This is a genomic window from Burkholderia theae (assembly GCF_048565265.1).
GTDB classification, from domain to species: Bacteria; Pseudomonadota; Gammaproteobacteria; order Burkholderiales; family Burkholderiaceae; genus Burkholderia; species Burkholderia theae.
The window spans coordinates 2,644,403-2,658,830 of sequence record NZ_CP183461.1 but is presented as its reverse complement, the minus strand read 5'-3'; the positions used below and the strand labels follow the sequence as shown (position 1 = coordinate 2,658,830).

At 65.1% G+C, this 14,428-nt stretch carries 16 protein-coding genes; 7 read left to right on the top strand and 9 right to left on the bottom strand.

The annotated features are described in order from the left end of the window. Nucleotides 1–92 precede the first annotated feature (92 nt). From ACN22W_RS12565 to ACN22W_RS12550, 4 genes are read left to right on the top strand one after another with little or no spacing between them, the layout of a single operon-like run. Complete coding sequence (locus tag ACN22W_RS12565; protein WP_419684604.1) at nucleotides 93–1,289, top strand: acyl-CoA dehydrogenase family protein; 1,197 nt, start codon at nucleotides 93–95, stop codon at nucleotides 1,287–1,289. A gap of 25 nt (nucleotides 1,290–1,314) precedes the next feature. Further along, on the top strand, nucleotides 1,315–2,448 hold the full coding sequence (locus tag ACN22W_RS12560) for an acyl-CoA dehydrogenase family protein (protein ID WP_419684602.1): 1,134 nt from the start codon (nucleotides 1,315–1,317) through the stop codon (nucleotides 2,446–2,448). Nucleotides 2,449–2,486: 38 nt separating this feature from the next. After that, nucleotides 2,487–2,948, top strand: a complete 462-nt coding sequence (locus ACN22W_RS12555; protein ID WP_193098757.1) for a MaoC family dehydratase — start codon at nucleotides 2,487–2,489, stop codon at nucleotides 2,946–2,948. Then, nucleotides 2,945–3,421 (top strand): MaoC family dehydratase, encoded by a 477-nt coding sequence (locus ACN22W_RS12550; RefSeq protein ID WP_419684600.1) that lies wholly within the window; start codon nucleotides 2,945–2,947, stop codon nucleotides 3,419–3,421. Before ACN22W_RS12555 ends, ACN22W_RS12550 begins: the two co-directional genes overlap by 4 nt. 47 nt (nucleotides 3,422–3,468) lie before the next feature. Here ACN22W_RS12550 and ACN22W_RS12545 read toward each other — a convergent pair whose 3' ends face one another. The 3 genes from ACN22W_RS12545 to ACN22W_RS12535 all read right to left on the bottom strand — a co-directional run bounded on the left by ACN22W_RS12545 (nucleotide 3,469) and on the right by ACN22W_RS12535 (nucleotide 5,382). Beyond that, nucleotides 3,469–4,161, bottom strand: a complete 693-nt coding sequence (locus ACN22W_RS12545; RefSeq protein WP_419684598.1) for a glutathione binding-like protein — start codon at nucleotides 4,159–4,161, stop codon at nucleotides 3,469–3,471. Nucleotides 4,162–4,291: 130 nt separating this feature from the next. Beyond that, nucleotides 4,292–4,561: a hypothetical protein gene (locus tag ACN22W_RS12540; protein ID WP_419684596.1), complete on the bottom strand. Its 270-nt coding sequence runs from the start codon at nucleotides 4,559–4,561 to the stop codon at nucleotides 4,292–4,294. 29 nt (nucleotides 4,562–4,590) lie between these two features. Next, nucleotides 4,591–5,382, bottom strand: a complete 792-nt coding sequence (locus tag ACN22W_RS12535; protein ID WP_419684594.1) for an oxepin-CoA hydrolase, alternative type — start codon at nucleotides 5,380–5,382, stop codon at nucleotides 4,591–4,593. Nucleotides 5,383–5,584: 202 nt separating this feature from the next. On the opposite strand from ACN22W_RS12535, the gene ACN22W_RS12530 reads away from it, so the two are divergent. Next, the gene (locus ACN22W_RS12530) at nucleotides 5,585–6,241 is read left to right on the top strand and encodes a glutathione S-transferase (RefSeq protein ID WP_048249387.1); all 657 of its coding nucleotides are present in this window, start codon (nucleotides 5,585–5,587) and stop codon (nucleotides 6,239–6,241) included. 42 nt (nucleotides 6,242–6,283) lie between these two features. Here the strand turns inward: ACN22W_RS12530 and ACN22W_RS12525 are convergent, their stop codons facing one another. Together ACN22W_RS12525 and ACN22W_RS12520 are read right to left on the bottom strand one after the other, a co-directional pair. Then, nucleotides 6,284–7,456, bottom strand: a complete 1,173-nt coding sequence (locus ACN22W_RS12525; protein WP_419684592.1) for a pyridoxal phosphate-dependent aminotransferase — start codon at nucleotides 7,454–7,456, stop codon at nucleotides 6,284–6,286. A gap of 33 nt (nucleotides 7,457–7,489) precedes the next feature. Continuing rightward, a complete protein-coding gene (locus ACN22W_RS12520) occupies nucleotides 7,490–7,987 on the bottom strand; it encodes a putative toxin-antitoxin system toxin component, PIN family (RefSeq protein ID WP_048249392.1) in 498 nt (165 codons plus the stop codon). 57 nt (nucleotides 7,988–8,044) lie between these two features. Between ACN22W_RS12520 and yaaA the strand changes: the two genes are divergently transcribed. Together yaaA and ACN22W_RS12510 are read left to right on the top strand one after the other, a co-directional pair. After that, nucleotides 8,045–8,827 carry a peroxide stress protein YaaA gene (gene yaaA / locus ACN22W_RS12515; RefSeq protein ID WP_048249394.1) on the top strand — a complete coding sequence of 261 codons (783 nt, stop codon included), beginning with the start codon at nucleotides 8,045–8,047 and terminating at the stop codon, nucleotides 8,825–8,827. A 137-nt stretch (nucleotides 8,828–8,964) separates the two neighbouring features. Beyond that, a complete protein-coding gene (locus ACN22W_RS12510; protein WP_419684589.1) occupies nucleotides 8,965–10,119 on the top strand; it encodes a M14 family metallopeptidase in 1,155 nt (384 codons plus the stop codon). 78 nt (nucleotides 10,120–10,197) lie between these two features. Here ACN22W_RS12510 and ACN22W_RS12505 read toward each other — a convergent pair whose 3' ends face one another. From ACN22W_RS12505 to ACN22W_RS12490, 4 genes are all read right to left on the bottom strand, one after another. Beyond that, entirely contained in the window at nucleotides 10,198–10,845 is a 648-nt protein-coding gene (locus ACN22W_RS12505; RefSeq protein ID WP_412023356.1) for a BspC domain-containing protein, read from the bottom strand. A 139-nt stretch (nucleotides 10,846–10,984) separates the two neighbouring features. Continuing rightward, nucleotides 10,985–11,659, bottom strand: coding sequence for an energy-coupling factor ABC transporter permease (locus ACN22W_RS12500; protein WP_048249400.1), 675 nt, complete (start codon nucleotides 11,657–11,659; stop codon nucleotides 10,985–10,987). A gap of 75 nt (nucleotides 11,660–11,734) precedes the next feature. After that, a complete protein-coding gene (locus ACN22W_RS12495; RefSeq protein WP_419687418.1) occupies nucleotides 11,735–12,571 on the bottom strand; it encodes a LuxR C-terminal-related transcriptional regulator in 837 nt (278 codons plus the stop codon). Nucleotides 12,572–12,781: 210 nt separating this feature from the next. After that, nucleotides 12,782–13,999 carry a DUF2863 family protein gene (locus ACN22W_RS12490; protein WP_419684587.1) on the bottom strand — a complete coding sequence of 406 codons (1,218 nt, stop codon included), beginning with the start codon at nucleotides 13,997–13,999 and terminating at the stop codon, nucleotides 12,782–12,784. Nucleotides 14,000–14,428 lie beyond the last annotated feature (429 nt).

Genomic DNA, 14,428 nt, shown 5'->3' with positions numbered 1-14,428 from the left:
ATCCTTGCCCGGCCGGACGGCCGTGGCGAGCGTCTGCATGGGACCGGAGTAACCGCTAAAGCGCTAACTCCGGTCGACAGGAGACACTGCGCATGGATCTGGATTATTCCCCCGCCGACGACGCGTTCCGCGTCGACGTTCGCGCCTGGCTCGAGGCCAACCTGCCTCACGCACTGCGCGCCAAGGTACTCGATCACAAACGACTCGACCGCGAGGATTTCGCGAGCTGGCACCGGATTCTCGGCCAGCGCGGCTGGTCCGCGCCTGCCTGGCCGGTCGAATACGGCGGCCCGGGCTGGAACGCGACGCAGCGACACATCTGGGATGAGGAGTGCGCGCGGATCGGTGCGCCGACCGTGCTGCCGTTCGGCGTGTCGATGGTCGCGCCGGTGCTGATGAAATACGGCAGCGAAGCGCAGAAACGTCACTATCTGCCGCGCATTCTCGACGGCTCGGACTGGTGGTGCCAGGGCTACTCGGAGCCGGGTTCCGGATCCGACCTCGCGTCGCTGCGCACGCGCGCCGAGCGCCAAGGCGACCACTACGTCGTCAATGGCCAGAAGACCTGGACGACGCTCGGCCAGTACGCCGACATGATGTTCTGCCTCGTGCGCACCGATCCGGACGCGAAGAAGCAGGAGGGCATCTCGTTCCTGCTGATCGACATGAAGACACCCGGCATTACGGTGCGCCCGATCGTCATGCTCGACGAGGACCACGAGGTCAACGAGGTGTTCTTCGAGGACGTGAAGGTACCGGTCGAGAATCTCGTCGGCGACGAGAACCGCGGCTGGACCTACGCAAAATACCTGCTTGGCCATGAGCGCACCGGCATCGCACGCGTCGGCGCGTCGAAGCGCGAACTCGCGTTCCTGAAGCGCGTGGCGTCGAACCAGCGCAAGAACGGCAAGCCGTTGCTTGCCGATCCCGTATTCGCCGCGAAGGTCGCGGCGCTCGAAGTCGAACTGATGGCGCTCGAAGTGACGGTGCTGCGTGTGGTCAGCCGCGAGACGAGCGGCAAGGGGCCGGGCCCCGAGGCGTCGATGCTGAAGATCAAGGGTACCGAAGTGCAGCAGGCGCTCACCGAGTTGATGGTCGATGCGATCGGTCCGCTCGCCGCGCCGTTCGACGTGCCGTTCCTCGACGGCGAGCGCGAGCACAGCATCGCGGGCGACGACGATGCAGCGCCGCTTGCCGCGTATTACTTCAATTACCGGAAGACGTCGATCTACGGCGGTTCGAACGAGATCCAGAAGAACATCATCGCGCAGATGATTCTGGGTCTGTGATCACGGAACGGGAGCGGAGACAACCATGGATTTCAGCTTTACCGATGAGCAGCAGCAGTTCGCCGACGCGCTGCACCGTTATCTCGGCGAGCAATATGGCTTCGATGCGCGTCAGGCAATCGTGCGCAGCGACACGGGCGTGTCGGACACGCAATGGAGCGCGTTCGCGGAACTGGGGCTGACCGCACTGCCGGTGCCGGACGCACAGGGTGGCTTCGGCGGCGGCCCGGTCGACATGCTGGTCGTGATGCAGGCGCTCGGCCGCGCGCTCGTGATCGAGCCGTACTGGGCAACGGCGGTCGGCGTCGAGGCGCTGCGCATCGCAGGCTCCGGCGCAGGCGAGGATGCCGCGCTGCTGGAGGCGGTCGCGCAGGGGCAAAAGCGCCTGGCGGTTGCGTTCCACGAACCGCATGCGCGCTACGACCTGTTCGAGCTCGACACTCACGCACACGAGCAGGGCGGCACGTATCGACTGACCGGCACCAAGTCGGTCGTTCAGCACGGCGCACAGGCGCACGCGTGGATCGTGCCTGCGCGCGTCGACGGCGGCGGCATCGGCCTCTTTGTCGTCGAACGGGATGCAGCGGACACGAAGGTGGTCGACTACCGGACCATCGACGGCCAGCGTGCCGCGACGATCGAGTTCAACGAGACGCCTGCACGACTGCTGACGGGCGGCGCACGCGACGCGGCGGCGCTCGAGCAGGTTGCCGATTACGCGACGTTCCTGCTGTGCGCGGAAGCGGTCGGCGCGCTCGACGAACTGAATCGCGCCACGGTCGAATACACGAAGACGCGCGAGCAGTTCGGCGTGCCGATCGCGCGTTTCCAGGCGCTGCAGCACCGGATGGTCGACATGCTGATCCATGCCGAGCAGGCGCGTTCGCTGACCTACCTGGCGGCGGTGCGCTACGCGAGCGGCGATGCCGATGCGCGACGCAAGGCCGTGTCGGCCGCGAAAGCGCGCGTCGGCGCGGCCGCGCGCTTCGTCGGCCAGCAGGCCGTCCAGTTGCACGGCGGCATGGGCGTGACCAACGAGGTAGCCGCCGCGCACCTGTTCAAGCGGCTGTCGATCATCGAGACGACGCTCGGCGACACCGATCATCATCTTGCCCGCATCGTGGCACTGCCCGATTTCGCGCAGGCCGACGCGGCATGACGGCGGCGCGCGAGCGCGTCAGACAAGGAGACACACAAGTGGGTATCAGTTACGAAGATCTGGTGGTCGGCAGCACCATCGAAGTGGGCCGCTACACGTTCGAGCCCGACGACATCAAGGCATTCGCGCAACGCTACGACCCGCAGCCGTTCCATCTCGACGAGGAGGCCGCGAAGTCGTCGCCGTTCGGCGGGCTCGTCGCGAGCGGCTGGCATACGTGCTCGGTGTTCATGAGCCTGCTGATCAAGAAGCTCGGGCCGGACTCGACCAGCATGGGCTCGCCGGGCATCGACTCGATTCGCTGGCTCAAGCCGGTGCGCTCCGGCGACACGATCACGATGTACCAGAAGGTCCACGACAAGCGCGTTTCGGAGAGCAAGCCCGATCGCGGCATCGTGTCGACGGAGTGGATCGGCGTCAATGGCAGCGGCGAGACGGTGATCAGCGTGCACAGCAAGGTGATCTTCGGGCTGCGCCATCCGGGAGGCACGAACGCATGACCGACGCGACATTGCCGCTGATCGCATCGGCGCAGGCGCTGCAGGCGCGTGTCGGCGCGGAGCCGCTCGCGAGCGGCTGGCTCGCGATCGACCAGCATCGCGTCGACGGTTTCGCCGACGCGACCGGCGATCATCAATGGATACACGTCGACCCCGAACGCGCGCGGCGCGAGTCGCCGTTCGGCGGGCCGATCGCGCACGGGTTCCTGACGCTGTCGCTGATTCCTGCGTTGATGACCGACGCGATGCGCTTCGAGCAGAAGATGGGCGTGAACTACGGACTGAACCGTGTGCGGTTCCTGAAGCCGGTGCCGGTCGGTGCGCGCGTACGTGCGCTGTTTGCGGTGAAGGAAACCGCCGAGGCTGCGCAGGGCGGCGTGCAGGTGACCTGGTCGGTGTCGATGCAGGCCGAGCGTCCCGACGCGCCGTTGCTGGTTTGCGCGGTTGAATTCATCACGCTGCATTACTTCTGAAACGCGGGGCGGCATGCACGGATGCCGCTCCGCCCGTCACGCGCGGGTCAGTGCTTCGCGTATTGCGTCGCGCCGAACAGCACCTCACGCGCCTTGTCGTCCTGTAGCGGCTTGCGCATCGACGCAAGGACTTCGACGCCGCGCTGCACGGCCGGTCGCGCGGCGATCGCCTCGTGCCAGCGTTTCACGTTCGGCAACTCGTCGAGCACGATGCCCTGGTTTTGCCAGGAGCGCGTCCACGGGAACGTCGCAATGTCCGCGATCGTGTACGCGTCGCCCGCGAGATATTCGGATTCGCCGAGGCGCTTGTCCATCACGTTGTAGAGGCGCTTCGCTTCGTTCGTGTAGCGGTTGACCGCGTACTCGATCTTCTCCGGCGCATACAGGCGGAAGTGGTGCGCCTGCCCGAGCATCGGGCCGATACCACCCATCTGGAACATCAGCCACTCGAGCGTCGCGTAACGCGCGGCCGGATCGGTCGGCAGGAACTTGCCGGTTTTCTCCGCGAGGTAGATCAGGATCGCGCCCGACTCGAACAGCGAGATCGGTTTGCCGCCGGGGCCGTCCGGATCGACGATCGCGGGGATCTTGTTGTTCGGGCTGATCTTCAGGAATTCGGGCTTGAACTGGTCGCCCGCACCGATATCGACCGGATGGGCACGATAAGCGAGGCCGGTTTCCTCGAGCATGATGTGCACCTTGTGGCCGTTCGGGGTCGCCCAGCTATAGACGTCGATCATCGTCAACTCCTTGGTTGCATGCGCGAAAGCGGCGCCGGCAGCGCGCCGCGGCAGGCGGTCATTAGAGCATGGATCGACGCGGGCTGCTGGCGACGGAAACGTGCCTGCAGAGGCATACGCGCGGCTTTCCCTAATGCACCTTCTGCACGTATTGCCGCGCCAGTTCACCTCTGAATTGCTCGACGATCAGCGAGCCCGCGAACCCGTCGATCGGTGCGTCGAGCCGGTGCGATATCGCCTCGATGTTGAAGCGCTGCTGCTCGCCGACGGAGGCTGTGCCTTCGAATGCCGCGTAGTCGGTACCGTGTTGCGCAGGCTCATTCGCTTGCGTCGTGGTGCCGTCTCGATGCCGATGCGCGGCTCGGGGTTGCGCGGATTGCAGGTACGGGTGGTACGGCACTTCCTTCGTCGTGTTGCGGACGTGGCGAATCAGCGCTTGTAGCGGGGCTGGCGTTTCTCGAGAAATGCGGTGATGCCTTCGAGCCCGTCCGCATGATGCAGCGACGCGACGAAATGATCGCGCTCGGTGCCGAGATGCGGTTCGAGCGGCTGCATCGTCGCGTCGTCGAGCAACGATTTGATACGCGTGAGCGCATTCGGCGAGATGCCGGAAAGGGCATCGGCCCATGCCAGTGCGTCGGTCAGTGCCGAGCCGGGCACGGCGAGCCGGTTGACGACGCCGAGCGCATGGAGGCGTTCGGCCGCGACCGGCTTGCCTTCGAACAGGATCTCGGCCGCGATCGCACGCGGCAGCGCGCGGGCGAGGAACCACGAACCGCCGCCGTCGGGCGTCAGGCCGACGCGCGCGTACGACATCACGAACTTCGCATCGTGCGCGGCGACGATCAGGTCGCACGCGAGCGCGAGCGAAAAGCCTGCGCCGGCCGCGGCGCCTTCGACCGCCGCGATCACCGGCTTCGTCGATGCGCGGATCGCCGTCACCCACGCGCCGAGCTGATCGATGCTGTCGGCCTGGTAGGACGGATCCTTCGAGCGGTTGTCGAGCAGCCGGTTCAGGTTGCCGCCTGCGCAGAAGAAGCGATCGGCGCCCGTCAGCACCACCGCGCGAATCGCGGGATCACGCTCGGCGGTGGCGAGTGCTTCGACGCCGGCCGCATACATGTCGGGATGCAGCGCGTTGCGCGCGCCGGGATTGGATAGCGTGAGGACGAGCGTCGAATCGCTCTCGGGCGGACGCGAGGCCAGCAGTTCAGCACTCATGCGAGCGTGTCTCCATCGGATGGCGGGGCTGCGGCGCCGCGCGTGTCGTGCGGACAGGCGCGGCTGTTGTTGCAGCGGATGTATTGTTGTCGTGACGGACGCAAAACTTGCTTTAGACTAGCACGAACGTGCTTTTCAGCACGACGTATCCCGATGCGGCCGGCATCGTTGCGGCCGCGCTCCAGCAAGGAAGGAGACTCCGATGCTACAGCTGTGCGGTATCCCGTTGTCCAACTATTACAACAAGGTGAAGTTCGTCCTGCTCGAGCACGACATCCCGTTCGAGGAGTCTGTGTGCGGTTTGCCGATCAGCGATCCGGCCCAGCTCGCCGATTCGCCGCTCGGCAAGATTCCGTTCCTGAGGACCGAAGAGGGCGCGCTGTTCGAGTCGCAGGTGATCGTCGAATACCTGGCGGCGCGTTATCCCGAGAAAGCCATTTTCCCGGCAGGGCCGTTCGCGGCCGCGAAGGTGCGCGAACTGGTCGAGACGCTCGAGCTGTATCTCGAATGGATGGCGCGCGAGATCTATACGGAAGCGTTTTTCGGCGGCAAGGTCAGCGACGGAATGAAGGCGCACGTCGAGAAGCGCCTGCCGCGCGCGATCGATGCGTTCAAGCAGATGACGCAGTTTTCGCCTTATGTGCTCGGCGAGTCGTTCAGCCTCGCCGACATCGCCGCAACGATCCATCTGCCGGTCATCGGGATGGCGACGAAGGCCGTGTACGGGCGTGACTTCCTGCTCGACGCAGGCATCGACTGGAAGGCGCACTCGAAGAAGGTCGGCGAGCGCGCCGCCGCGCAGCGCGTGGCCGCCGATCGCAAGGCTTACGTCGAAGCGACGAGCGGCGTGCGCTCGTAAGCGCGATTCCGGCGGGGCGGCGCGGGCCGCCCCGTGCGGGACTTACAGGCGGGCGAGCCGCTCGAGCGCGGACGCGAGCGTGCGTTCCTGCTTCGCGAAGCAGAAGCGCACGACGCCCGATTCGTGCGGCTCGTGATAGAACGCCGACACCGGAATCGCGGCCACGCCGATCTCCGACGTGAGCCATTTCGAGAATTCCGCTTCGGGCAGGTCGCTGATCGCCGAGTAATCGACGCACTGGAAGTACGTGCCCGTGCACGGCAGCAGCTTGAAGCGCGTGCGCTCGAGGCCGGCACGGAAGAAGTCGCGTTTTTGCTGGTAGAAGCCGGCGAGCGTCAGGTACGGGGCCGGGTCGCGCAGGTAGTCGGCGAGCCCGATCTGCATCGGCGTGTTCACGGTGAAGACGTTGAACTGGTGGACCTTGCGGAATTCCGCGGTCAGCGCCGCAGGCGCCGCGACGTAGCCGACCTTCCAGCCCGTCACGTGATAGGTCTTGCCGAAGCTCGACACGATGAAGCTGCGCGACGCGAGTTCCGGATAGCGTGCAACGCTCTCGTGGCGCGCGCCGTCGAAGACCATGTGCTCGTAGACCTCGTCGGACAGGAGCAGCACGTTGGTGCCGCGCACGATGTCCTCGAGCTTGCGCATGTCCGCCTCGCGCCACACGGTACCCGTCGGGTTGTGCGGCGTGTTGATCAGGATCATGCGCGTTTTCGGCGTGATCGCGGCCGCGAGACGGTCGAACGGGATCGCGTAGTCCGGCGCTTCCAGCGTGACGAACACGGGCGTGCCGCCCGCGAGTTCGATCGACGGCAGGTAGCTGTCGTAAGTCGGTTCGACGACGATCACTTCATCGCCCGGATGCACCGCGCACAGGATCGCCGTCAGCAGCGCCTGCGTCGCGCCGGCCGTTACGGTGATTTCGGTGGCCGGATCGTAGCGCCGGCCGTAGACCTGCGCGATCTTGTCGGCGATCGCGTCGCGCAGCGGCGCGACACCGGCCATCGGCGGATACTGGTTGTGCCCGTTGCGCATCGCGGCCGCGACGGCGTCGACGATGCGCGGATCGCAATCGAAATCGGGGAATCCCTGGCCGAGGTTCACGGCGCCTTTTTCGGCGGCAAGCGCGCTCATGACCGTGAAGATCGTCGTGCCGACGTTCGGCAGGCGCGAGGGGAAAACGGGCGTCGTGGGCATGTCTGAAGGAGCGTTCATCGATACGTTCGAAATCGGGTGGAGACTGGTGCGTCAGGCCGGCGTGGCCGTGGCGATCGGCGCGGCGTCGAGCGCGCAGGCCTCGGCAAACGGCGCCGGTTGCGCGATCCGGAAGCCAAAGTCGCGAGCGGTGCGCTTCGCGAGCTTCAGCAGCGCACGGTCTTTCGAGACGAGCCATTCGGCCTGCGCGGCGCGGGCGAGTTCGAGAAACTTCTGGTCGTCGCGGTCCTTGCATTTCGGCAGCGGCGGCGCGTCGGCGTCGACGGGCGGCGGCTCGACGAGGCTCGCCAGACGGGCGACGGTCGCGAGCGCAGCGGCCTTGTCGACCGCGCGCGCCTGGAACTGCGGATAATCGAGCACGTACTCGAGCTCCGTCAGGCAGCGGCCATCGATTACGGCGGCAAGCGTGCCGCGTTCCAGCGCGGCCCGGATCGGGCGCGTAGCGGGGTCGTCGAATACGAGAATGTCGATCCAGACGTTCGAGTCGAGCACGACGCGGTGCGCGGTGTGCGGGGCGAGAGAGCGGGTCATTCGTTACAATCGGTGGTTTTCGTCTGACCGCAAGGCACGGCGTGCCAGCGAGCCTCTATGATAATCGTTCTCTCTCCAGCCAAATCCCTCGACTACGATACGCCTGCGCACGTCCAGTCTTACACGAAGCCTGCATTCGTCGACGACGCGTCGGAACTGATCGACGGCCTGCGCAAGCTTTCGCCGCAGGACATCGCGACGCTGATGGATATTTCCGATCCGCTCGCGCGCCTGAACTTCCAGCGCTACGCGGACTGGTCGCCGACCTTTACGCCGGCCAATGCGAAGCAGGCCGTGCTCGCGTTCAACGGCGACGTATATGAAGGATTCGACGCGAAATCGCTGTCGTCCGCCGATCTCGACTATGCGCAGCAGCACGTGCGCGTGCTGTCGGGCCTGTACGGGCTGCTGCGTCCGCTCGACCTGCTGCAGCCGTACCGGCTCGAGATGGGTACGCGTTTCGCGAACGCGCGCGGCAAGGATCTGTACGCGTTCTGGGGCGACCGCATCACGCGCGCGCTGAACGAGCAGCTCGAGACGCGCAGCGGCGCGGCGCGCGTGCTGGTCAACTGTGCGTCGACCGAGTACTTCAAGTCGGTCAAGCCGAAACTGCTGGCCGCGCCCGTCATCACGCCGGTGTTCGAGGACTGGAAGGGCGGCCGGTACAAGATCATCAGCTTTCATGCGAAGCGTGCGCGCGGCCTGATGGCGCGTTTCATCGTCGAGAACCGTATTACCGAGCCGAAGGCGCTGCAGGATTTCGCGACGGAAGGCTATGCATTTGACGCGGCTGCGTCGAACGATTCGACTTACGTATATCGCCGGCGAGTCGGCGAGTAACCATGCCGGCCGTTCACGAGATGGCCGGCGCATGCATGAGGCCGGGCAGGCGACACACCGCCGGTTTCGGCCGACTGCTTTGCATGGGACCAGAGTAAGTGCTGAAGCACTAACTCTGGTCGACAGAGGAGAGACAGATGACCCTTTCGATCACCAGCAATTTCGACGCAGGCGCAATCGACGTCGTGTCGTGCGACAGCCCCGATGCGATTCGGCTGCGCGTACGCGGCGACAGTCGCTCGGAATTCGCGCAATGGTTTTACTACCGCTTGACGGGTGCACGCGGCGAGCGGTGCGTGATGACGTTCGAGAATGCGGCCGACTGCGCGTATCCGTCGGGCTGGCGCAACTACAGCGCGGTGGCGAGCTACGACCGCGTCGACTGGTTTCGCGTGCCGACGACGTTCGACGGCAAGACGATGACCATCGACCATACGCCCGAGTTCGACAGCATCTACTACGCGTATTTCGAACCGTACTCGGAAGAACGTCACGCGGCGTTTCTTGGCGCGGTCCAGCAGTTGTCGCAGGCGAGCGTCGTCGAGCTCGGCCGTACGGTCGAAGGCCGCCCGATGTCGCTGCTGACGCTCGGCACGCCGGAAACCGACGGTGAGCCGAAGAAGAAGGTGTGGATCATCGCGCGCCAGCATCCCGGCGAGACGATGGCCGAGTGGTTCGTCGAAGGCCTCGTCAAGCGGCTGGCCGGATGGGGTGACTGGGCCGGCGATCCGGTCGCGCGCAAGCTCTACGATCGCGTGACGTTCCACATCGTCCCGAACATGAACCCGGACGGCAGCGTGCACGGCAACCTGCGCACCAATGCGGCAGGCGCGAACCTGAACCGCGAGTGGATGGCGCCCGACGCCGAGCGCAGCCCCGAGGTGCTGGCCGTGCGCGACGCGATCCACGCGATCGGTTGCGACATGTTCTTCGACATTCACGGTGACGAGGACCTGCCGTACGTGTTCGTTGCCGGTTCGGAGATGCTGCCGAGCTTCACCGAGCAGCAGGGCAAGGAGCAGACCGCGTTCATCGACGCGTTCAAGGTGGCGAGCCCCGACTTCCAGACCGAGCACGGCTACGCGGCGAGCAAGTACAAGGAAGACGCGCTCAAGCTCGCGTCGAAGTACATCGGCCACCAGTTCGGCTGCCTGTCGCTGACGCTCGAGATGCCGTTCAAGGACAACGCGAACCTGCCCGACGAGCGGGTCGGCTGGAACGGTGGGCGCAGTGCGGCGCTCGGTGCGGCGATGCTGGCCGCGATCCTGGTGCACGTCGACGCGTTCGCGTAAGCGTACCGTCGTCGTATAAAAAAGCCGGGGCATCCTGTGATGCCCCGGCTTTTTTTCTGTCGTTGCCGCGTCGTCGTATCAGGACTTCTTCGCGGTTTTCTTCTTCACGACCTTCTTCTGGCCGCTCGACTTTTTCGTTGCGACGGCCTTCTTGCCGGTGCGGCCCGATGCCTTGGCCTTGCCTCGGTGCGACTTGCCCTTGAACTTCTTCGTCGAAGACGTCGAGCGTTCGGCGCGCGGCTTCAGCGGCGGAACGGGGTCGTTCCAGCTGAACGCGAGCATCTGCTGGCCGACATAGCCGCAGCGGAATTTCAGCGGCGTCGCGTCGCTGCCGTCATTGTGGATGCCGAGTCCGTCGACCGTGACGATGTTGTCGACCTTCACGCGCTGCTTGCCCTGGTCGAACGAGTCGTTCCACGGCGTGATCGGCGCGTTGCCGCTGTCGAATGCGTTCGGCGCGAAGTCGACACGGTCGAAGGCCGACGACGTGCTGGCGATGAAGCTGCCGTGCGCCGCACAATCGGCGGCGAGCGGATCGGCATGCATTTCGTTGACGAATTTGTTGATCAGTTCGGAGCGCTGGTCGAGCAGGTCAGCGAACACCGGTGTCGGAAGCGCAAGCGACAGGCCCGCGATACAGGCTGCCAGCTTGCCGAGCGCCCGGAAAATCCGGAGCGAGGCAGGTGAGCTGTCCATCTGGTTATTGGTGAGGAGCGAATGAGACATCGGGCACGTATAGATGCCCGATGAAGAACAGGAGTTCAATCTTAGCGTAAAAAAGTTGTGCGGCAGTAGACGGCATATTCTCCCGCGCCGCGGAAGCGGCCGCCGACACGTGTTGACGGTGCCGTGATCGGAAGGGAATTCAGGCGCGCGGGCCGCCGAGGCGATAGCGCCGGACGTCGAAGGTCGTGACCCACGCGGGGCGATAGACGGCGATGAGTGCTGTCGCCATGCCCGTGAACCACGCTTCGCCGAGCGCGAGCAGCGCCGTGTTCAGCAGATAGCCGGCCGGAATCACGACGGGCACGCCATCCGCGAGCGCGAGCTGGACACCGGCCGCGGCAGCCGCGACCGCGATGATCGCGATGGCCGGCGACAGGAATCCCTGGCCGGTGATGAACGATGCGAGATTGTGCGGCAGCCATGCGAGTGCGGCGCGCTGCAACAACGCCGACACGGCGACAGGCAGCGCACCGTAGATCAGATAGGTCAGGCCAATGCCTTGCCACGGCGCGTCGAAGATGATCGCGGCAACCGCCGTGACGGCGCCCATTGCGATCAGCGCGAGTGTCCAGTCGAACAGTGTGACGAGCAGCGTTGCGCCAAGCAAATGCATGACGATGCCGTCTTCGAGCCAGGCATTCGAGGCCCAGAGGACCGCGATCGCGGTGACGAGCGCGAGCCACACGTGCTGGAGCGTGGCGTCCTGCAGGCGCACGAAGGGGCGATTCCAGATCGCGAGTGCGAGCAGGGCCGCGGCGGCGATCCAGCCACCGATGCCAATCCAGAGCGGAAGCGGTGTGAAAAGAAAACCCATGCGTTCATATTACTCGTTGAGCATCAAAGGTGGGAATCCGCACATACCGACCGTCGCAATATCGAGACTGTTGGCCTAGCGTTCGCGCCGGAACCGTGCCGGCGGCTCTGCGGCGAGCGGCAGGTCTTGCGTACTGGCATTCGCGGCCGGCAACGGGTACGGATGGTCGTTCCGTTGCGTCCGACGTGGAGCCGGACCGTGTTCGCCGATGGCCGGCTTGCACGCGCGGCTGCGGTTCGCCAGCAGCACCTCGAGGTGGGGCGACAGCCAGCCGTTGTAGATCGCGACCGCGGCGGCGCGGTTTGCGGCGCCAAGCTGCTGGAAGATGCTGGCGAGGTGGATCTTCACGGTACCTTCGCTGATGCCGAGCGTACGGGCGATCATCTTGTTCGTACTGCCCATGTGGACGAAGCGCATGATCTGCGCTTGCCTCGGCGACAAGAGGCCGCTCGGCGGGCGGCGGGGCAGCGATCCGGCGAGCGTCTGGAAATGGGCATCGTGGCGGACCGCGGCCGCGGAGGGCAGCAGGCTGAGGGCGATCGGCGGGATGTAGTGCCCACCCAGCAGCACCATCTCGAGCGCGCGTACGATCAGGTGCGGCCGCGTGGAGTGCGGGATCACGCCCGCGACACCATAGTTGAAGAAGCGCTGGATGGATTCCGGCGACGCTTCGTCGACGAGCACGGCGGCGGGTGTCGGCGAGCACGCGCTGCACAGCGCCTGAAGCTCGCTGAGCCGGCCGACGTCCAGCCAGTCGATCGCGACGAGGTCGAAACGCTGGGTGCGCAGCAGCCGGCGCGCCTGGAAGCCGTCGGGCGCATCGTTGATGCTGGCGTGACGGTCGATCTGCCGCAACAGGGCCTTCAGTCCGTCGCGCCGCTCGGCGTCTGAATTGAGCACCAGGAACCGCATATTCAACCTCCTAAGGTGAGTCATTGATTTGCCGTCGGTCATGCCTTGGGTCCGATAATGACAAAGACCTTACACGATGTCTGCTTGGCTGAAAGGCTTAGGAAAAGTCTGAAATTTCGGGCGGCGGAATAGCGGACAAGAAAAAAGCCGCTCCGGCGGGAACCGGGAGCGGCTTCGGGCGGGCAGGCCGGGTGGGCCCGCGGCGCGCGGTCAGTGGAAGTGCGGTTGGGCGGGCGACGCGTCTTCCGGCATTTCAGCGTGGACGATTTCGCCGAGCGGATCCGCGTAGAGCGGCACGCCGCAATCGTCGCAGTATTCGGGCTCGAAGCGGCCGGCGTGCCTGCGGACGTCGGTTACGCCGCATTCCTTCAGCAGGTTCACGATTTCCTCGAGCGGCCCTTCGATCGGTGCCTCGCCTTCGAGCGTCGCGCTGTCGGTCGACACGTCGCCGTTTTCGCGACCGTAGAGCGGCCACACGACACCGTAGATCACATCGTTGCTGGCACGTCGGGTGAAGCCGACACGATATTCATCGATACGGCGTTCGCCGAAGCCGGCGACCACCGCGCGGAGTTCCTGCGGTGCCACACCAAGTGTGTCGAAAAGATAACGAATGGCGGTTCGCACCGTGTGCGGACGAATGCGTTCGTCCGCATCCCGGCACGCCGAATAGTACGCGTCCGGAAGCAGGCATTCGAACTCGCAGCCGGGCAGTGCGATCGACAGGTTCGGGCCGCCCTGGGCCGTCCATTGCTCGAGGCACTGGCCACGTTCGATCCGACTGCCGCTTTCTTCTTCCTGCCAGCGGAACAGCGACGCGCCGACGGGCGCGGCGACGACGGCGAGCAGGAAGCGCGGGTCGGCGAGGATCGGCGAGGTTTCGGGCAGGTCGCCGAAGCTGAGCTTGGGCGTGTGCTGGGTGATCGCCGAATGCGCGAGCTGCTGGGCAAGCCGGTAGGTTTCGACGTGGTGCCGCGGCAGCTGGTCGATGCTGTAGAGGAACGGCGCAAGCCCGACGAGCGTGCCGTTCGCAAGGACGTGGGCCTGCAGGTGCGTTCGCAGCGCGTCGGCAACGTCGCTCTTGAGCGGGCCCGACGGAATCATGTACCGCGTCCAGGCGAGCACCGGGACGGCGACCAGCAGCGCGTCGTACGGCTGGCCGTCGTGCTCGATCACCATCGACTCGCTATGGGTCTCGGCCATGTCGGCGAGCGCGCCGTAGGCATCGGGATGATTCTGCTGAAGATGGTCGAGCGCTGCGTCGAGCGTGGTCTGGTTGCCGTTGCGGACAATCTTGGCAAGCAGCGCATCGAGCTTCGCTTCCCAGAAGCGATCCTCGATGCGGCTGCCCGAGGCGAAGAGCGCAAGCGACAGACCAACCAGTTTGTCGGCATCGGGGGGGAGGCGTTTGGCGATTCGCTGGCGCATATTAAAGACGTATATAGAAAGAGGCGAAGAACCTCACATTCTAGTCCGTTCTTTGCACCATAAGCGGTCTCGTGCCCAGGCATGGCCGGACGGCCGAATGACGGCTTTTGTAAAAAAGTTGCTTCAAACCCCTTGCGCGAACGGGTCGGGGTGCATAGAATCACGCCTCTTTCGCGCTAACGGAAACGCAGCGCGGGAGGGGGAAGCGAAGCAGTGTGGGTGTCTGGTTTCGGACGCTGGCGCTGCCGAGGAAGTTGAACCCCGCAGTCGCAACGAAGCAGTTAAAAAGTTGTTGACGAACTGCGAAACACGGTTCATAATCTCGCTTCTCTGCTGCTGAAAACGCAGCGCTGCTGAGAAACACGAAGTTCCTCGCAGATTGCTCTTTAAAAATTAACAGCCGATAAGTGTGGGCGCTTGATGGAAGCG